19 protein-coding genes and 1 pseudogene are annotated in these 21,030 nt (G+C 25.8%); 1 reads left to right on the top strand and 19 read right to left on the bottom strand.

Annotated elements, in window-relative coordinates; genetic code table 11:
- Nucleotides 1-13: 13 nt before the first annotated feature.
- The 13 genes and pseudogenes from ACQPUY_RS15090 to ACQPUY_RS15150 form a co-directional block, all read right to left on the bottom strand.
- Nucleotides 14-790, bottom strand: coding sequence for a DUF4422 domain-containing protein (locus ACQPUY_RS15090; protein WP_430842418.1), 777 nt, complete (start codon nt 788-790; stop codon nt 14-16).
- A 177-nt stretch (nt 791-967) separates the two neighbouring features.
- Complete coding sequence (gene rfbB, locus ACQPUY_RS15095) at nt 968-1,987, bottom strand: dTDP-glucose 4,6-dehydratase (protein WP_430842420.1); 1,020 nt, start codon at nt 1,985-1,987, stop codon at nt 968-970.
- A gap of 132 nt (nt 1,988-2,119) precedes the next feature.
- The gene (locus ACQPUY_RS15100; protein ID WP_430842422.1) at nt 2,120-2,824 is read right to left on the bottom strand and encodes a hypothetical protein; all 705 of its coding nucleotides are present in this window, start codon (nt 2,822-2,824) and stop codon (nt 2,120-2,122) included.
- 1 nt (nt 2,825) lies between these two features.
- Entirely contained in the window at nt 2,826-3,806 is a 981-nt protein-coding gene (locus ACQPUY_RS15105; protein ID WP_430842424.1) for an LCP family protein, read from the bottom strand.
- Nucleotides 3,787-4,452, bottom strand: coding sequence for a CpsD/CapB family tyrosine-protein kinase (locus ACQPUY_RS15110; RefSeq protein WP_430842426.1), 666 nt, complete (start codon nt 4,450-4,452; stop codon nt 3,787-3,789). Before ACQPUY_RS15110 ends, ACQPUY_RS15105 begins: the two co-directional genes overlap by 20 nt.
- A gap of 12 nt (nt 4,453-4,464) precedes the next feature.
- Nucleotides 4,465-5,196 (bottom strand): YveK family protein, encoded by a 732-nt coding sequence (locus ACQPUY_RS15115; RefSeq protein WP_430842427.1) that lies wholly within the window; start codon nt 5,194-5,196, stop codon nt 4,465-4,467.
- A gap of 66 nt (nt 5,197-5,262) precedes the next feature.
- Nucleotides 5,263-6,156: a dTDP-4-dehydrorhamnose reductase gene (gene rfbD, locus ACQPUY_RS15120; protein ID WP_430842429.1), complete on the bottom strand. Its 894-nt coding sequence runs from the start codon at nt 6,154-6,156 to the stop codon at nt 5,263-5,265.
- Nucleotides 6,157-6,264: 108 nt separating this feature from the next.
- Nucleotides 6,265-6,831 (bottom strand): dTDP-4-dehydrorhamnose 3,5-epimerase, encoded by a 567-nt coding sequence (rfbC, locus tag ACQPUY_RS15125; protein WP_430842431.1) that lies wholly within the window; start codon nt 6,829-6,831, stop codon nt 6,265-6,267.
- A 16-nt stretch (nt 6,832-6,847) separates the two neighbouring features.
- A complete protein-coding gene (gene rfbA / locus ACQPUY_RS15130) occupies nt 6,848-7,732 on the bottom strand; it encodes a glucose-1-phosphate thymidylyltransferase RfbA (RefSeq protein ID WP_430842433.1) in 885 nt (294 codons plus the stop codon).
- 63 nt (nt 7,733-7,795) lie between these two features.
- On the bottom strand, nt 7,796-8,458 hold the full coding sequence (locus ACQPUY_RS15135) for a sugar transferase (protein ID WP_430842435.1): 663 nt from the start codon (nt 8,456-8,458) through the stop codon (nt 7,796-7,798).
- A gap of 694 nt (nt 8,459-9,152) precedes the next feature.
- A pseudogene (locus ACQPUY_RS15140) lies at nt 9,153-9,962 on the bottom strand (IS701 family transposase); the annotation flags it as partial.
- A 179-nt stretch (nt 9,963-10,141) separates the two neighbouring features.
- Nucleotides 10,142-10,915, bottom strand: coding sequence for a tyrosine-protein phosphatase (locus ACQPUY_RS15145; protein ID WP_430842437.1), 774 nt, complete (start codon nt 10,913-10,915; stop codon nt 10,142-10,144).
- A gap of 247 nt (nt 10,916-11,162) precedes the next feature.
- Nucleotides 11,163-12,230, bottom strand: coding sequence for a conserved phage C-terminal domain-containing protein (locus ACQPUY_RS15150; protein ID WP_430842439.1), 1,068 nt, complete (start codon nt 12,228-12,230; stop codon nt 11,163-11,165).
- Between the two features lie 532 nt (nt 12,231-12,762).
- On the opposite strand from ACQPUY_RS15150, the gene ACQPUY_RS15155 reads away from it, so the two are divergent.
- On the top strand, nt 12,763-13,452 hold the full coding sequence (locus tag ACQPUY_RS15155) for an MgtC/SapB family protein (RefSeq protein WP_430842441.1): 690 nt from the start codon (nt 12,763-12,765) through the stop codon (nt 13,450-13,452).
- 435 nt (nt 13,453-13,887) lie between these two features.
- Here ACQPUY_RS15155 and ACQPUY_RS15160 read toward each other — a convergent pair whose 3' ends face one another.
- The 6 genes from ACQPUY_RS15160 to ACQPUY_RS15185 form a co-directional block, all read right to left on the bottom strand.
- Entirely contained in the window at nt 13,888-15,252 is a 1,365-nt protein-coding gene (locus ACQPUY_RS15160; RefSeq protein ID WP_430842443.1) for a lipopolysaccharide biosynthesis protein, read from the bottom strand.
- A 256-nt stretch (nt 15,253-15,508) separates the two neighbouring features.
- On the bottom strand, nt 15,509-16,762 hold the full coding sequence (locus tag ACQPUY_RS15165; protein WP_430842445.1) for a glycosyltransferase family 4 protein: 1,254 nt from the start codon (nt 16,760-16,762) through the stop codon (nt 15,509-15,511).
- 15 nt (nt 16,763-16,777) lie between these two features.
- On the bottom strand, nt 16,778-18,193 hold the full coding sequence (locus ACQPUY_RS15170; RefSeq protein ID WP_430842447.1) for an O-antigen polymerase: 1,416 nt from the start codon (nt 18,191-18,193) through the stop codon (nt 16,778-16,780).
- Nucleotides 18,186-19,223: a glycosyltransferase gene (locus ACQPUY_RS15175; RefSeq protein WP_430842449.1), complete on the bottom strand. Its 1,038-nt coding sequence runs from the start codon at nt 19,221-19,223 to the stop codon at nt 18,186-18,188. Before ACQPUY_RS15175 ends, ACQPUY_RS15170 begins: the two co-directional genes overlap by 8 nt.
- A 161-nt stretch (nt 19,224-19,384) precedes the next feature.
- Complete coding sequence (locus ACQPUY_RS15180) at nt 19,385-20,464, bottom strand: glycosyltransferase family 4 protein (RefSeq protein WP_430842451.1); 1,080 nt, start codon at nt 20,462-20,464, stop codon at nt 19,385-19,387.
- A gap of 11 nt (nt 20,465-20,475) precedes the next feature.
- Entirely contained in the window at nt 20,476-21,030 is a 555-nt protein-coding gene (locus tag ACQPUY_RS15185) for an acyltransferase (protein WP_430842453.1), read from the bottom strand.

The raw sequence follows: 21,030 nt of genomic DNA on the forward strand, positions 1-21,030 counted from the left end.
TTATTACCCCTCACTAAAAACTACTTTCGTATTTTTTTCCTAAAAACTTTGCTTGTAAGAACGCCGTGATTTTTCGTACCCATTGTATTTTCCCTAGAAATAATACAGGTACTTCATAGTATGGCAATTCATTATAATCAAGCCATACATCTAATAACAATTCACTAATTCTTCCAAATAATCTTGCGTGAAATTTATCATAATTTTCTATGTCTATATTTTTTTCTAATTCGAATAATATGCTAAATAACCAATCGCAATATTCATCAGCTAATTTCTTTTTCATAATAAACATATTAAACATATGTGCTGATTTTCTTTTCATTACTTTATCAAAGGATTTAATATATTCAGGATATATTTTTTCAATTACATCTCTAGTAGCTTTTAAATCATTTTCAGTATGAGTATGACTATAATGAGAATATAATGATTCTATGTAGTATTTTTGTTTTTTAGGTAAAATTATGTCATATTCTTTTAATATATCTACTATTTCATCTTTTGAAATAATATTCTCAAACTTATTCTTACTACTTGATTTTAATGACTTAAAATATCTTCTGTAATGTACTAATCCTAAATAATCACTTTCTAAGTTCTTATATCCCCAATATAAACCAGTTAATTCACAATAATTGGGATTTTTTTGCGAAATATTATCATTTGTATTATCTCTAGTATATCCTAGACTATTTTTCCCTTGAGATCCTACTTGAATTGCTAAATAAATATTGCTCTTAGGCATCTCATATTCTTTATGAGTTGCTATTAATATTTTAATATCCATGTCTATTCTCCCTCTCAAATACATTTCCAAATTTAAATTCTAACTTTTTTCAAAATACTAATTCATTGTATTTTTCTAAGAAGAGAAAGTGGAAAATTATTTTATTAAGTTAGATATAATATACTGATTTGTTTTTAATTTCCATTGTTTTGTAAATTTCTCTTTGCAAAAGTAGTTTTATATATTTTTATACATTTTCTCTAAATATTTCTTATATTCTCCTGATATAATATTTTTCCACCAATCTTCATTGTTTAAATACCACTCAATTGTGTGCTTAATACCTGTTTCAAAGCTATATTTAGGTTTCCATCCCAATTCTGATTCAATCTTTGTGGGATCTATAGCATATCTCAAATCATGCCCTTTTCTATCTTCAACGTATTTTATCAAAGATTCTGATTTTCCTAATATACCTAAAATATTTTTTACTACTTCTAAATTGCTTCTTTCATTATGACCACCTATATTGTAAATCTCTCCTACCTTACCTTTTCTAATAATTAAGTCAATTGCTTCGCAATGGTCATAGACATGTAACCAATCTCTAACGTTTTTTCCGTCTCCATATATAGGTACATTCTTATCAGCTAATGCTCTTGAAATTATTAATGGAATTAATTTTTCTGGAAAATGATATGGTCCATAGTTATTAGAACATCTACTAATTGTTACTGGTAAACCATATGTTCTATGATATGCTAAAACAAATAAATCAGCAGCTGCTTTTGATGAACTATATGGACTTGATGGATTTATAGGAGTTTCTTCTGTAAAAAATAAATCTAATCTGTCTAAAGGTAAGTCACCATAAACCTCATCTGTTGATATTTGATGATATCTCTTAATTCCATAAGTGTTACATGCATCTAATAAAGTGGTAGTGCCATTAACGTTTGTTCTAACAAAACTTTCAGGTGATTCTATACTTCTATCTACATGTGATTCAGCAGCGAAATTTACAACTATATCAAATTTTTCTTTTTCAAATAAATCAAAAATAAATTTTCTATCTGCTATATCTCCTTGTATAAACTTATAATTTTCTTTATTTTCTATGCTTTTACAAGTTTCTAAATTCCCGGCATAAGTTAATAAATCTAAATTTACAATTGTATCTTCTGGATATTTATTAACCATATATTGCACAAAATTTCCACCAATGAATCCAGCTCCTCCAGTAACTAAAATTTTCATCCTTATATTCTCCTTTTTATATCTTGTTAATAATTTACTTTTTAAGTTTAATACTATTAAATTCTTGTATTAATTAACATATTGTATATTATCTAAATAAGATTACTTCTAAAACATAAATATTTAATTCTACTACTTAGATAAGCTATCGAATTTTCTGTTATTTCCTTTCTTATTTCCATTACATATAGCAAATATTATAACTAATAATACAACTGCTGTTCCTATATATCCTAAAGTTTTATAGTCAAATTTATTTGTAGTAGCTTCATTATTTACATCTCCACCTGTTGTTATACTATTGTTATATTTATAAATAACTGCTACAGGTGATAAATCTTCAAACTCAGCTGTAATTGTCTTTTTATCAAAATCTACATTAGTCGGTGTTATAATTTCCCATACATTACGAACTGTACTATAGTGCAATACATAAATATCACCTAAATCTTCAATCAAATTTGTAACTTCCCATGTTACTGTAACATTTGTTAAGCTTTTTCCTTGACTATCATAAGCTACCAAATCCTGTAATTTAGTTAACATTTTAAAATCATTTAAATTTAAATTGTCTTTTGACAACACTTCATTGCCATTTAATGCTTCGCTTATATTAATACCACTATTTAGCTTTTCAATAACAGATTTTGTTAAAGAATCCACATTACTAATTTCATCTACAAATTTAATTGTTACACCATCAACTTTTTTTCCATCAACTAAAACATCTTCAACTATAGCACCATTAATAGAAATACTTGGTAAAGCAAATGTTGTTGCTACACATAAAAATAAAATACAAATACTAAATAATAAAGTTTTAGTTACCTTTTTCATTTTATTCCTCCTTTTTATAAAACAATTTTATTATAAGATCCTTTAAATAATCTTGATCTAACTCAAATTCATCATGAATTTCCCCTGAAACATTATCACCTTTTAACATATAATAATCATTATTATAATCAAAGTTATATTCTAATATCATTTCAGAAAAAATTTTAATATCATTAAAACTAATATTAGTTGTCATATCATTGCAAGCATTATAAATATCTTTAACTGTTTCATCGAAATTATTTTCTAACATCTCTTTTATTTTTTTAAAGTATGCTATACCATATGCTTTTTGCCTTTCCATACGAGAATTATTTGAAAAGTCCGTATGAATATCTCTGCTTCTTACATATTCTTCTATATTTTCACTAGTTAAAGTAACAGTTTCTCCTTCTTTCCATTCTTCATTTATTGATAATAAAGAATCATTAGGTAATGTAACTTCTAACTCCCCTACTATATTTTGAACTTTAGGCAATGTATTTAAATCCATTGATGCATAATTAGCAATAGGAATCCCCCCCATCATTTTGGAAATGGCTTGAGCCATTAACATACACCCTGAAGATTTTGAATCTCCATAGGAATATGCTAGTCCTAAATGTTGTTTATGCCACCCTAGTTCATTATGTTCAACATCAAAAAGCTTAATATCCGTCATTATATCTCTTGATAAAGAAAGAACTTGTATCGTTTTGGATTCTCTATTTAATAATAAAATTTGGACAATATCCGCTTGTCCTTGCTTCTCACTATCTTTTGTATCAATCCCCATAAATAAAATAGAAATTATCGATGTATTATAAATATATTTATTATTATTATAAATAACTTCATGGTAATCAGTTTCTTGTTCATTATATACCTGATAAACTTCTTTTCTATTTAGAATCTGTATACCAGAAATAATAATACTAATTAAAATTATAATTATTATACTTATAATAATCTTTTTTTTCTTATTAATAGTATTTATAGACATAATTCTTATAATCTACTTGAGTCTTTTTCACTCTATTTAATAGAATCCCTATAATACGTACATCATTTCTCTCTAACTGTACCTTTGCTCTTTTGATTTCACTTCTTTTTACAAAATCATTTCTAACAACCATAACTGTTCCATCAGATATTCTTCCAATAATGACTGAATCAATTGCAATGTTTACAGGTGGTGTATCAATAATAATGTAATCATAAACGCCTTTTAGCTTATCTATAAACGCTCCAAAAATTTTACTTGACAATAATTCAGATGGATTTGGTGGAGTCTTTCCTGAAAAAATTACATCTAAATTTTTTATATTAGTTGAATTAATTATATCGCTAGCTTGTTTTGTTAATGCTTCACTTAAGCCAGGTACTACACCCTTTACTGATAAATATTTTTTTAAAGAACTTTTTCTTAAATCACCATCAATCAACAACACTTTTTTACCAATTTCCGTAAAACTTTTTGCTAAATTAAAAGCAGAAACTGTTTTTCCTTCGTCTGGTAAAGTACTTGTTATTGTAATAACCTTCAAATTTTCAGTATACAATAGATTTGTTCTTAATGTGTTATATGATTCAATTGTTCCAAAATCATTTCCAAGTGCTGATAAATTAATTTCTATTAATTTTCCCATTACATTACCACCCTAATTTTTATTTCTTTTACTTTTAGTACTTTTCTTTTCATAGCTTAATGTTTTACTTTCAACAACTACTGCTAAAACTGGAAAACCTAAAGTATATTCTACATCTTCTATAGATTGAATATTGTCACTAAAAATAAATTTAATTGTTATTATTAAAAATGTTAAAATTACTCCTAAAATTGATCCTATCATAACAGATTTTTTCAGAGATATTGAAACACTATTATTATTTGAAATTGCCTTTTCTACTAAATATGGCTCTTGTGAATCTATTTCTCTAATACTCTCCATTCCAACGCTAACCACTTCATTTACTATATCTTTTGATAAATTCGCATCTCCTGAAGTAACTTCTACTTTTAAAATTCTTGTATTTTCTGGATTTGATATAGAAATCATTCCACCTAATTGTTGTGCTGTATATTTTAAATTTAATTTTGATATTACTTTTTCTAAATTAGGTCTACTTTTTAAAATTATTTCATAATCACTAGTTAATTCTGATCCTACTTGTAAGTCTTGAAGTGATATAGAAGAGTCTCCGCCTCTTAAATATATCATTGATGATGCTTTATATTTATCACTAAACAGCATTTTATTTCCAACTCCAAGTGCAGCACCAATAAGTAGTCCTATTAACATAAAATACCAATAACTTTTTACTTTAAAAAATAATCCTTTCAAATCGAGCTCTATATAGTAATTTTCATTTGATGTATTAATTGAATTCATACACTTTTCCTTTCTTTATATAAAATCTATAATTTATATATAATTATAGATTTAAATATCTAAACTCTAATTAGTTAAATTCTGTATAAAGTTAATTAACGCTTCTTTCCAATCTCTCATTTCATCACCAACAGTACATCTAAGCATCATATTATCTAATGATGAGTATTCTGGTCTTTTAGCTGAATTAGGATACATCTTCTTATATTCTTCTGAAGTACATGGGTTCACTTTGCAGTTTCTACCTGAAAGTTTCATTATTTCTGATGCAAAATCATACCAACTACACTCACCCTTTCCAGTACAGTGATATACTCCATATTCATCAGTTTCTATAAGTTTTAATATGTGATATGCTAAATCATTAGCATTTGTTGGATTTCCAAGTTGATCATTTACTACACTTAAAGAATCCTTTTGTTCTCCTAAATTCATCATAGTATAGACAAAATTCTTACCAACATATCCATAAAGCCAAGCTGTTCTTACAATATAATACTTTGAAGAAAACTCCCTAACGTACTCTTCACCTTTAAGCTTAGTTTTACCATAAACACTATATGGTGCTGTTAAGTCAAATTCAGTTAATGGTGTTTCTCCTACTCCACTAAATACATAGTCAGTTGAAACTTGAACTAATTTCGCTCCTATTTCTTCACAAACTAAGCTTAAATTTCTTGGTCCAATAGCATTAATTTTAAAAGCTAAGTCCTGATTACTTTCACATCCATCTACATTAGTTGCAGCAGCACAGTTTATAACTACATCTGGTTTTAAATCATTAAAAACTATTCTAATATCTTCCAATTTAGTAATATCTAGTTCTTCAATATCTAATGGAAATACTTCAGAATTTTTAATATTATCACTGACTTTACCTATTTCAGCTTCGCCAGTTTTAATTATCTTTTGAAGTTCATTTCCTAATTGTCCTCTAGAACCTGTTATTAATATCTTCATAGTATCTCTCCTTTCATATAAAAATCAAAGATTTTGATTCAGCTTTTGAAACTCCTACTTCTTCGTCGTATGAGTAAGTTCGAATAACAAAATCAAAGATTTTGATTCTTACTTATATTCAAAAGGTAAATCTAATTCTTTTAAAGTTTTTTGCTTCTTATCTTTTTCTGATAAAAGTATTTCTTCAATTCCATCTAAAGGCCACTCTACTCCTATCTCCTTATCATTCCATAAAAGTCCACAATCATATTCTGGAGCATAGAAGTCTGTGCATTTATAATTAAATGTAGCTACATCAGATAATACTAAAAATCCATGAGCAAAACCTTCTGGAACATAGAATTGTCTTTTGTTTTCAGCACTTAAATATACCCCTTCCCACATTCCAAAAGTAGGAGAGCCTTTTCTTAAGTCTACTGCAACATCCCAAACTTTACCTTCTGTACATCTTACAAGCTTTCCTTGCGTATGCTTTGTTTGAAAATGTAGTCCTCTTAAAACTCCTTTTTTAGATTTTGATTCATTATCTTGAACAAAGTTCATAGTAAGACCTGCTTCTTCAAAGGCTTTCTTATTATAGCTTTCCATAAAATAACCTCTGTTATCTCCAAAAACCTTAGGTTCTATTATGTATAAATCTTTAATCTTTGTTTCTATAAAATTAAAATTCCCCATAATTACATCTCCTAATTTATTTTTTGTTGGTTTCTAATTCTTCAACTACATCAACCAAATACTTTCCATATCCAGTTTTCATTAAAGGTTTAGCTAATTCTTTAACTTTTTCAGCAGTTATCCAACCTTTTCTATAAGATATTTCTTCTAAACACGCTATGTAAGTACCTTGAGTATTTTGAACAGCTTCCACAAAATTAGATGCTTGTAACATTGAACTATGAGTTCCTGTATCAAGCCAAGCCATTCCTCTACCTAATAGATTAACTTTTAAACTTCCAGCTTCCATATATACTTTATTTAAATCTGTAATTTCAAGTTCTCCTCTATCTGATGGTTTTAGTTCTTTTGCCTTTTTAACTACAGTATTATCATAGAAATATAATCCTGGTACTGCATACTTTGACTTTGGCTTTTCTGGTTTTTCTTCTAAAGAAATAACCTTATTATTTTCATCAAATTCTACTACACCAAAAGCTCTTGGATCTTGTACATAATATCCAAATACCATAGCTCCGCTTTCTAAAGAAGCTGCTTCCTTTAAATGATTAGAGAAATTTTGTCCATAGAAAATATTATCTCCTAAAATCATAGCTACACTATCATCACCAATAAACTCTTCTCCAATTATAAAAGCTTCTGCTAAACCATTTGGTTGTTCTTGAATAGCATAATCAATTTTTAATCCTAATTCTGAACCATCTTTAAAAAGCTCTTTGAAATTAGTAATATCTCTCGGTGTTGATATAATCAATATTTCTCTAATGCCTGCAAGCATAAGTACAGACATTGGATAGTAAATCATAGGCTTATCATATATAGGTACCATTTGCTTTGACATTGCCTTTGTTACCGGATATAGTCTTGTACCTGATCCACCTGCTAATATTATTCCCTTCATCATTTAACCCCCTATAAAATTAAATTATCTTCTTTGTTTTTCTATAATATAAATGATAATTAACTAGCAAGCATTTTCATCTCCAAATAATACAAAAAATGTTTTAAATATAAGTCTTAAGTCTAATAAAAAACTTCTATCTTTTACATACTGTAAATCTAACTTCATCCATTCAACAAAATCTATATTATTTCTTCCTGAAAGCTGCCAATAACATGTAAGTCCTGGTTTTACACTTAACCTATGCATCATCCAAGGTTCAAACTTTAATACTTCCTGCGGAAGACTTGGTCTAGGTCCTACAAAACTCATCTCCCCTTTTAATATATTTATTAATTGTGGGATTTCATCTATACTAGTCTTTCTTATAACCTTACCAATCCTAGTAATTCTAGGATCATCTTTCATTTTAAACATTGGTCCTGACATTTCATTTTTTTGTACTAACTTATCTTTCAATTCTTCTGCATTTTGTACCATGGACCTAAACTTGTACATTTTGAATTCTTTTCCATTTAATCCCACTCTTTTTTGAGAAAATATTATAGGGCCATCAGATTCTAGCTTTATTAAGATAGCTACAACTAATAGTATAGGGCTTAATATTATTAAGCCTAATAGTGAGCAAATAATATCTAATGATCTCTTCGAAATTTTATAAGCAGCGCTTTCCTCTTTAGTTATTGTTTCAATATAATTTTCTTCAACTACATAGGATTTCTCCATATAATTCCTCCTTTAAATCTATTAAATATTTTAAGTTATATAAATAACATTGCTTTTCTTAATATTTTGAAAATGCAATGCTCCTAAAATCTAAATTATAGAAATTATAAAAAGCCCTTCCTCAATAAATTAATTTATCCAAGAAGGACTTTTTATAAATATAAACATATTTCTAAATATATAATGATCAGAATTGTTTCCTTCAAGATATGTCTCACAAAAAAATTCATTAGTCTTTAATAGGAAAGTATACAATTTAAGCTCAATTAACATATATCTAGATTCATTAATAGTCCCTCTAAATTTATTTTAAAAATAAATCTTTTCACCACAATAAATTTCAATATTTCATCTTTTTTCCGTTTAAAACACTTAAGTTTTCTAACTTTTCTATCGAAAATTCAATTTTTTCAATATTATGCATCTTCTTTAGCAATTTTACATTTTTCACTAACATCCTTATATTTTATATATACTCTTCAAATATTCTTCAATTCAGCATTATATCATAACCACTTATTGTTTTAAATAACAAGAATTTATCATATTACGACATTTTTCTACATGAGGAAAGTAATTACAATATAAATTTTTGAAAATTTACATTGTATACTATAATAGTGCATTTTCTCTTGAATAATTTTACAGTTGAATTTAAAAAACAGACTCTTAGGCTATTTTTAATAACTCAAAAATTTTTTCTATCTTTTAAATTGCCTACGTAATTGTAAATATAATATTGTTTTTCTTTAACGGTGACAAAGTCAAAGTCTTCAATATTCAATGATTTAGCAAATTGATGAAGTTTTATTCCTAATCTTTCATAACCCTTTGGGAAAATAACTCTGTTAGTTTTTAAAGCACCAATATAACTGTATCCAGCTTTTTCAGAAGCATTAAAAATATCTTTACAACTATACCAACTATCACATAAAACAAATCCTTTATTTTCAGGTTTAGGAAGTGTTGAAATTAAATTTTGAGTCAATCTTATTTTACTCATAGATTCTTTATCGTAGATATCAATTGAATATGGAAGAACTAAACCGTCACACGATAGTAACGAAACTAATATTTGATGACCATATACATTTTTACCTTTTAAGTGAGAATTATGAAATGAACACTTTTCAATTGGATTTTTAGCCTTTGACGAGGGCTTTGTCTTTTCAGAAATAGTGTCATCAATAATAAAATATATTGGTTGTTTAGTTTCTCTAGATTTAACCCAAATAAGTTCTATAATATATGCTTTTAAACTTCTTTCTAAAAGTTTTTCATTCCAAGAACTATTTGAAAGAAATCTAGTGATACTAGTTCTATGCCTTGCTGGAGCAAGCTCCGCTATATCGGAAACTTTTCCATTAAAACCTTTTGATATCATTGTATTCATTATATTTTCTAAATATTGTATTTATGGCTTAGTTAAATATAAATCAAAATTTAATTTCTTAAAAAATTTGTATATTGATAATTCATCTGATATAATTGTGTTCTGAAACATTTATGTATAGCTCCTTGCTGTCATTGTTGTGTGCAAACTCAATTATAACAAGGATTTATAATAAATGTTTTTTTATTTTATTCAATTATAAAATTATTCAAGTGTTTTTGCGCTATTATAGTTGTATACTTTAATCTTCCATTTAAATTATTTTATAATCTTCCTATTTATTGTTGATATTAATACTTACTAAATAAACCTAATAATCCTTTTTTTTCTTTTATTAAATTTCCTATAAATCTAACTTCTCCATTATTTAAAAGCTCTTTCCCTGAAGCATTTAAGTAATTAAAGTAATTATTATCCATATTCTTTAAAGCTTCAACTCCTTTACTCATATCGGGATTTCTTTTTTCATCTCTATGAGCATCTGAACCTATAAAACTATAAATTTTATTTTTTAAGAATATTTCTGCTGTCTTCTTTGCTTCTTTCCCAAAATCCCCCATAATACTTCCCATATTCATCTGAAAAAGAAAACCTTCTTCAATGAACTCATTTATTAAAGCAGGATTTTTTATAAACATGTGATATCTTTCTGGATGTGCAATAATTGGTGCTACTCCCTTAAGTTGTAGCTCATACAGAACTTCTGTAACTTCTTTAATAGAAAAATTTCTCATATTAAACTCAATTAACATGTATCTTGATTCATTAATAGTTCCTATAAGACCATTATCGAAATATTCCAAAATCCTTTCTGAGAAATAAACCTCTTGTCCAAAATAGATTTCAATATCTAGTCCTTCTTCTTTAGCTAAAAGCATCAAGTTTTTTGTTTTTTCTTTAACTTCATTTATTGGCACCCCATAGTGTCCCGGAAAATAATGAGGGGTAAGCACTAACTTTTTAGTTCCTCCCTTTACTGCCTGCTTCAACATACTCATCGTCATTTCCTTTGATTTAGAACCATCATCAATTCCCCAAATTAAATGAGAATGTAAATCAACCATATCAACACTCCTTCTCTATATCTTTAAAAATCTAATTTTATTGCTTGCTCTTCCAATATTATTTTTCTAACTAAAGTTTATTATTTTTACATATATAATAACTATAAACCCTTTATTTAAATTCCTAATTTACTTCATATTTATTTATAATTCGTCTTTTGGGGTTATTTTTATATCATAACTAAATATTATTTTAAATTAATCTTCCAATCTTTATCAACATCATTTTATTATTGTTTTTAAATATTTAATCCCAGCCTAATAGTTTCTTTTCTAGATCATCATAATCGTAGTCTCGACCTTTAAAGTTATGAAATCTTAGATTTTTATTGGTACCATAACCTTTTTTATTTTCATAAGGATTATTATTTTTACCTTTTTCTTGCTTTACTATTTTTTGATTTAGATAAACCTCAAACTTATCTCCAAATAGAGTAAATGGAGTTAAGTATTGCTCAAAGCTAGTACCCTTCCAAACCTTAACTTTTTTATCTATAACTTTTTTAAAGTCATCAAAACTAAAACCTTCTCTTAGTCTTGTTTTTATTAGACTTATAGTTTTAGTGTTACTAGGCTTATACATAACACCAACCTTTAAATTTAAATAATTTATTATACTGGATACATTGTCTTTTATATTATTATATATATTAGTTACTATGGTAGATGAGTTATTTAGTAGATGAGTCTTTGTTGAACATTTCTCTGCATACCCTCTATGATTATTTTGGGATACCCCCTCTTCATTTTGATGATTATTTACAGATAAATTTTCTAAATCATGTCTAGCTTCGTCATTCTCACGAACACTATCTTCATTATTAAGAACTTCATTAATAGTAGAATCGCCCTCTAAAATTCCATTGGAATCAATATCTTCTTCATCAATATAATAATTATTAGTTTGTTCTCTGTTACCATTATTAACTTTACCTTTATTATCCTTATTATTATCTTTATCATTATCTTTAGCGTCATTATCTTTATTAATGTATAATAACTCCTTATACTTTTTCCCAAAAGCATAAAAGGAAAAAGTCCCACCTTCTTTTTTAGTATAATGAGATAAAATTCCTAAATCCCTTAATTTAAGCATCCTCATCATAATAGTTCTCTTTCCTAAACCTAAGAAAGGAAGTTCATTTTCAATATTTTGATAACTTATCCAATAGTACTTAACACCTTCTATAACTTCATAATTCATTTTTCCACTATTTCTAAAATCATCAAAATACCTAAGAATAGTTACATCCTTAACATCTAAATTAAACTCCATAATTTTTTTAACTGAATACCCTAAAAATGAAAATTGCATATTTAATCCTCCTAAAATTTATTTAAATACCCTATCATTAAATAAGTACCCAGTTTTAAGTGAAATTGAGAAAAAAATAAAAAATATTTATAATATTATTTACTCCGTCGCATTCGCTCCAAGTCGTCATAATATTATAAATATTTTTTTCAAACTAATTGATATAATTCCTCTCAAGTTCGGAATTATGAAAATTCATTATTCCGTCGCGAGCTCCAAGTCACTTCCACATCATATTTTTTCTTTTTCAAACTAAATGTAATAATCCCTCCAAAGTCGGAATTATGTGAATTACTTACTCCGTCGCATTCGCTCCAAGTCGTCATAATATTATAAATATTTTTTCAAACTAATTGATATAATTCCTCTCAAGTTCGGAATTATGAAAATTATTTGCGACCTCGCACGCTTAAAGTCGCCATAATATTTTACTCTCTAATATTTATAATATAAGAAAAATTTCTTAGAATGTATTATAATTTATTATATTGATAAAATAAAAATAAATTATAATATTTATAGGAGCTATTATATGACATTTGTAGATTTTTTTATAAGATTAATATCCGCTGTATTTATAGGATTCATTATTGGACTTGAAAGACAATATAGACAAACACTAGCTGGAATTAGAACCAATGTTTTAGTATGTCTTGGTGCTTGTTTATTTGTTATGTACGCAAGTATTATATCAAGTACAGATAGTGCTCGTATTGCAGGTCAAGTTGTAACTGGAGTTGGTTTTCTAGGTGGGGGAGTTATTTTAAGAGAAGGCTTTAACGTAAGAGGTCTAAATACAGCAGCTACTATTTGGTGTACTGCCTCTGTTGGAGTCCTTTGTAGTACTGGCAATATTATTTTTGCATTAACTGCAGCTCTAATAATTGTATTTGCTAACGCTATTTTACGCCCAATTTCTAAAAAGTTATTTAAAAATAAAAACAAAGAAGTTGATAAAGATGAGTACATTTACCTAATAACTATTAAGTGTTTAGAAGATGTAGAATTTACAGTTAGATCTTCACTTATGCACATGGTTAATTTAGAAAAAATTCTATTAAGAAATCTTGAAAGCTCTGAAATCGATGATGGTAGTAAAATAAAAATTAAAGCTGAATTATTTAGTATGGAAAAAAGTGATATGCTAATCGAAAGAATTATAGGAGTTTTAGGTCTAGAAGTTGGGGTAATCTCTATAGGCTGGAAGGAGCTAGGAGAATAGCCTTTATTGTGCTATTCTCATGGCAACAATCGTATTAATACCACTTTGATTGATTTTTTAAACTTTCTAAATCTATATGTATTTGTGATAGCATAAAATCTCACCTATTATCTAGCATTAAAAATATTATTTTTCTGAAAAGATAATTTAGTTTTATATATAAAAATATCCTAGTAAAACAATTATTCATGCTTTACTAGGATATCTTTACTTCTATTATTAACAGTATTTTAATATCTTTTTTAATATTCCATAAAGTCATCTCTTAATTCTTTTCTTCTAAAAAAATCATATTCAACGATTTCATCATCTGCTATATTCATTATATACAAATTTCATTAACTTATAACTTTATAATACAATAAAATATATTTTCATCTTTAGCAAGATATGCTTATAGATATTAACTAACCTACTTACTCAAAAGCTTTAAAACTAATTTTTAATGTTATTTTTGCATTCTTCTATAATAAGTGTATCTATATGCTTTTTAATATAAATAGGCTGTATAATTTCAAATGGCAGAAGTGAAATTATATTAGCTAAAACTACTCCAATCCATCCTCCTGTTATATTAACAAATAAAAATGCTAATGGAATATTAACAATGGCAGCAAATGTCATCCATATAGTTTGAATTTTAAAATATGACATTCCATTCCCTATACTTGTACTTATATTATGGAATATAAATAAACTATTTGATAATACAAATATAATTGCATATGATACTTCAATTTTTATAGTCGCTTTTCCTAACCACACATCAATTAATGTTTGAAGAAAAGGTACCATTGCAAGTTCTATCAAAAATCCTATTCCACCCATAATAAATAAAATATATGATAACTTTTTTATCCAATTAAAATTTCTATCTGCTTTAGCCTTAGTAACAGCTGACCATATAGGTACTAAAGCTAATGTAAATAATGAGCTTACAGCATTAAAAAGCTTATTATATGCTTGATATTCTACTACTGAACTAGGATTGGTAAGAAATGATATTAAAAATTCATTAGTGGAAGATATTATCATAAAAACTATTTGCAACCACAATAATACTCCTCCAATTTTTAATATTTCTAAAGCATATCTATTTCTGTATTTTTTTAAACTAGGTTTACTCTTTTTTAAAGTTGTGTTAAAAACAACTATTGTAACTATTAAAAGAGGTAAGTTTACAGCTATAACATTTATCCATGACATATTTATTAAGCTACTTTCTAAATTAGTTTTTTTGAAACTTAAAACAGAAATAAGAATAATTATTGAAGATATTAAGCTTAAAAAATTTACTACTGCTGACTTCTGAATTGCATATAAAATTGAAGTTATTAACTTTAATAAGAACTGAATCATTATTCCTATAAATACAATCTTAACACTTAATACTAATGTCTCATGAGAAATTATACTATTATCAATGTTAAATATAATATTCCACGGAATATATGGAAATATAAAATACGAAATTATACTTAGAACTACTACTAATACAGTTGTTGAAATATATGTTGATGATATATATTCTTGAATTTTCTTATTATCATTTTCAGCTATCGCAATAGGCAATTTATTTCTTAAACCATTTCCTAAACCTAAATCAAACATAAGAACCCAATTTAGAACTGATAAAATTGTAAACCACAATCCTAAAACAATCTGGTTCTGAAAATAATTTATATAGGCAGGCATTGTAAGTAGTGATACTATTAATGAGCCTCCCCTAACAATAAAAGCCCCTATAATATTATTTATTATTACTCTATTTTTTCTAATAATTGAATATAATTTTTCCATTTATTTCTCCCAATATTATTTATCTTCTTCTAAGATAATATACTTATATGTTAGCTCTTAAAATAAATTTTTATATTTTTCATTTCATTACCAATTAATTAAATTACTTCCACATAATTCATCTTTAACTCATTATTATTCTATTAATAATAATTTAAATGAAAAATCAGTTTTTTCATATTATAAATAATTAATATAATAATTTATTATAATATTTATTTTTAATATTAATTACATACTATTTATGAATTTAAAACTAATCTAGTATATCAGATAAATAATCTTTATATTGTTGATAATAATGATCCCATGTAAAGTTTTTAACTGATTTTCTAGCATTGCAAGATAAAATAGGTAGCTGCTCCAAATTATTTAAAAACCAATCTATATATTCTTTTAACTGCTCATCATTTCCTCCATCAAACACAAATCCATTATATCCTTGTATAATAGCATCATTTCCTCCTGCTAATGATGAACATATTACAGGTAATCCACAACTTAAAGCTTCTAAAACAACTAATCCATATCCTTCACCTAATGTAGCAAATACAAAAACATCTTTATTATTATATAATTCTGTTAAAACATCTTGTGTAACAAAGCCTAAAAATTTTATATTTTTATATTTTGAATATTTATTATATATTTCTGAATTCACATTAATTGCACCTGCTAAACTAATATTTACTTCATCTACATTATATTTTGATACTACATCTAATAAGTGATGTAACCCCTTTCTATAGCTTATTTCTCCAACATATATTAATTCTAAAGGAAGTGTTTTCTTATCTCTTTTATTATATTTAAACTTATTAATATCAACTCCATATGGTACTATATATATTTTTTCTTCTTGTGCATTACAAAATAAAAGACTTTCTTTCACTATCTGAGACGGAGCAAAATAATAATCTGCATATTCTACTTCCCTTTTTACCTGGGATATAATATTTCTATTCCATAATAATTCTTGCTCTTTTTTTAAATTAGCCAATCCTGTTTTCTCCATGTCTTTTTCATAATTTAACTTCATAAAAGCGCGATTGGCTATAGAAACATCTAGAATGCATTTTATAGATGGTTTTATTTCTTTAATAGACTTAAACAAAATATCAGCGCCAGTAAAATCATATGCGATTATAGCATCTACATCATTATATTTTAAATATTTTATGACCTTTTTTACGAATAAAATATTTAAAACTCTTCTCCATTTATTATAAATCTTTTTCAGTGATGGAAATCTAACTAGCATAAGGGAGATGAATGCAAGTGGTTCATATATGCGTAATATTTTTTCATCTGGAATATTATCATTTCTCCTCATAGAAGCTTTTTTTTGATTTTTCCCCTTAAAAACTTTTTGAAAAAAATATGTTAGAGATCCTTTTTGATTATAAACTGTTGTTATGTACTTATCCAAGTACCCCATACGTTCTATTGCAATAGCTGTGTGATATGAGTGTTGCCTTTCTGGATGTACTATAATTACTTTTTTTCTCACTTACTTACTCCCTTTCTATTTTTTTAATTTTTTACTTAATAATAAAACAAGTGGAATTGGATATATTAAGAAGAATAACATCCAAACATTCATTGCTGTATATCCTCTAGTAACAATTTGCATTATTGTTCCATATATAATTGAATATATAAATATCGAAAAAATACTTTTCCTTCTATAACAACAAACCTCTTTTATTTTTTTCATTAATTGTCCAATAATAAATGGAATAGTAAATGCACCAATATATCCAAAATCAATATATATTTCAGTTAACCATACTGTAGACATTCCATTTCCAATAATAACATTACTTCCAACACAATTTATCATAGTTTCCAGCAATGTCATATTCTCTACAGCTGGCTTTGAATGCCAAATTGCTCGTGGAATTACGTATATAAATGGATCTAAAAATATAGCTGTCCCATATGTATGTAAATAGTTTTTAGGTATATCTGCCACGACACCATAATAAGTCTTATAAATGTCAAAATTACTTTCTAAAACTTCCAAGAACGATTCAAAGGAAATTCCAGATAAATTAAACCCATTTCCGCTTCTAATGCCTCCACGAACGTACCCCAATATCACTGAAAAAATTATAAAACCAATTAACGCAATAATAATTAATTTTTTAGACGGTCTTTTATCCTCTTTCAAATAAAATGATAAAATTAAAGCTATAGCCATAACTACTATAATAAATCTATGTCCACCAATCATATATATACAGAATGAAAGAAATCCAGTTATAACTTTTAATAATGTATTTTTTGAAAAATACATTATTAATAGCCAGAGTGGTATTAATGAATAGCTAACATTAATTAAAAATTTTAATGATGAATTTGAAAAAACACTATCATCTATTCCATTACCTGCAATACCCAAGGTTAAAACATATAGCATTGATTTTCCTGATTTAAAATGATATATTAAAGAAATACTAAAAAATATTATCCATAGAATAAATGCGACTACTACATATCTTGTATTCATATTAATATTATTTTGTAATTTATTCTTTTTATCTGAACACTTAATTCGTGTAGTAATCCACCCTAACATTATTCCAAAATATGAAATTATATGTATTATTGTGCCTCGTACACAACCATCCATTATATATACTCCATGTGCATCGGTTTTATCTAAAATTATAAAACTGATAGGTGCAATTACTAAACATAAAAAATCAAAAACAAAAAATATAACAATTAAATCAAATAGATCAAACTTAAATATATACATAAAACATATGAAACTACTACCTATTAAATAATAGGAAATTAATAGCCACATATAGCCATGAGTTATATTTTTATCATAATTTTGTGGGAATTTTGCTATAAAATAAATCCCTAATAAGATAAATAAGATTATTATTTCTAAAATAGATGAATTTTTTATTTTATGTCTACTATCCATAAATAAAATTCCTCAACTCTTCTTTTTTTAACTCCATAATTTTGCAATATTTTTTTACATTATTTATTAACTCATCATAATTTATATCACTAATATCTTCTATGATTTCATCAAATGAATTATTATATGTTAATCCAACCTTATTATTTTTTACAAATTCAAAACTATTTAATCCAGGTACAATAACTGGTACACCATTATATATAGCATCTAGAACAACACCGCTACTTTTATAATTATAACTTTCTTTCTTATATGGTAAAATAACATATTTCCCAGATTTAATTATATTTTTATATTCATCATCTGATATATATTTATTTTCTATTACTATATTATGATTAGCAATATTTTTTAAGTTATTAAAACGTTGTTCATCATTAAAATAACCAACAATCTTTAAATTTAATTTGGTTTTATTCACTGCTTTAATCACATTTTCATAATCCTTTTGTTCTGTAACAGTCCCAACAATTATTAAATCATATATTTTTTCATTCATACTAATTTCCTCACTCGGAAAATAATCAGGAACGATCAAGTATGGTACTTTATAATACCTCCCCACTTCATCTAATGATGTTATGACACCTGAAATTTTATTCTTTATTTTATTGAAACTTTTTACAGCTTGTTTTCTTTCATCTATAGAATATTTTATTAAATATATTTTTTTGTTAACTTTAAAAAATCTCAGTAATGTATATAGTATAGTTTGATTAGCATCTTGAAATATTAAAATATCCGTATTACTCTTAATTGCAGCTATAGTATTAATAACAGCTTTCAATTTATTAAATAGTATTTTAATCCCCGTTCTGTCAAACATTTTCTTCTCCAAATCAAATGGTAATCTTACGTAATTATTATAAATGTAATTTTTGTAAACAGGTCCACCTAATACAAAAATATTTATAGAATCATCTTTACTGAGTATATTCTTATATTGAAGTGCAGTATTCAACCAATGACCAAATATCTTTTTATTCTTTTTTAATGAAATGGTATCTACTATTCCTATATTAATCATTACATTCCTCCCTAAGATATTAAATCTAAGCAACTTTGTTTTATTCTATTATCTAAAAAATTTTAATAAATTTACTTACCAAATTTATTAAAATTGTTAATAATATATATTTTTGCATTTACACTTTTCAATTTGATATGCTAAATTTTATAATTTTTATACTACAATATATTATATATGTTATATAGATCTCTTAAATAATTAACTTCAGAAAAGTTAGTTACTGTGTTAATTCTATTTATAATTATCTGTTCACATAAGCTTTTTTTATTTGTATAATTATTTATTAACTGTAAATATATTTTTTCTATATTTATATCATTCTTGTCAATAAGTATATTTTTCTCACTAATTAATATGTCTTTAATTCCTGCATGATTGGTCGCTATTATTCCTAATCCATTCGCCATTGCTTCTATTATAGAAATAGGTTGTCCTTCATTTTTATATCTAGTTAATAATATAGCGTAATCACATTCTTTTAATGTATTTGTTTTTTTTTCTCCGTAAATTATACCTCTATACTCTATTATCTCTTCTAAATTATTTGCCTTTATATATTTAAAAAACTCTTTCTTATCATCTTCATAAAAAAATTTTCCAGCAAAAACAAATTTAAATCTATTATCTTTTTTTTCTTTAACTAATGTAGCTAATTTAAGTACTTCCTTGTAACCTTTATCCTCTATAAAATTGCTTAAATAAAGTATTTTCAATTCCTTTTTGCTTTCTAAAGCTGATATTTTTCCATCAAATTCTTCATCACTAATAATAACTTCATCATCAACACAATTTTTAACAACATAAATCTTGTCTTTAGGTATTATTCCTTCAAAAATATATCTTAAAGAATCCCCTAAAACAATAGCAGCATCAACCTTAGATAATATTTTATAATTACGCTTTCTTTGATAGTTACTAAATTCATTATCTAAAATATTTCTAAATCCCCCACCATGTAAATGAATTATTATTTTTCTTTTCTTTAATTGTATTAACTTAATCATTATTAAATCTCTTATATTTCCAAATTTACTTTGAGATATAGTTAAATAATATAAATCTAGTTTACTAAATAAAATTTTAATTAAATTATTAAAAAAATTTTTATTATTAGTAATATCTATTTTAGTGAAATCAAACTCTTCATTTAAATATGAATTATATAACGTATCTAAAGCCTTAGATAAACCATGTATTGGAGGTGGAAATTGTCCTATAATAGCAATTTTCTTTTTCATAATTAAATCACCTATAATTTCTTAATAATTTTAGCCGGATTACCTACAATTACACAATTACTAGAAAATATTCCTGCGACAACACTACCTGCTCCAACTACAGAACCATCACCAATTTTACTTCCCTTAAGAATTAATGAATTGCATCCAATAAAACAATTTTTTCCTATTTTTACTTCTTTACTTTTTATCATTTCCTTATCATCTCTGTTTCTAGCTTCCACTTCTAAAGGGTGAAAATCATTGTCTAATATTTTCACGTTTCCTCCAATTAAAGTATTATCCCCAATTGTTATTCCTTTTCTTGCATAGATAGTTGCTCCAGAAATCCCTACATTATTCCCTATATTAATTTTTGCTTCTTCTGTTCTAGTAACAATTATAGTTCTATGATTTAAACCTACCAAATTAGAAAGAAAATTACTTTTAATAGTACAGTTTTCACCTATATTAAGTTCTGATCCTTTTTTCTTAAATATTACTGGAACACCAAATAAGTTTAAATTCTTACCAAATTTAACCTTATTAAATTTCATAAATATTTTAAAGTAATTACTTTTTAACAT

Origin of the sequence: Clostridium nigeriense (assembly GCF_050585245.1) — a bacterium.
GTDB lineage: Bacteria > Bacillota > Clostridia > Clostridiales > Clostridiaceae > Clostridium > Clostridium nigeriense_A.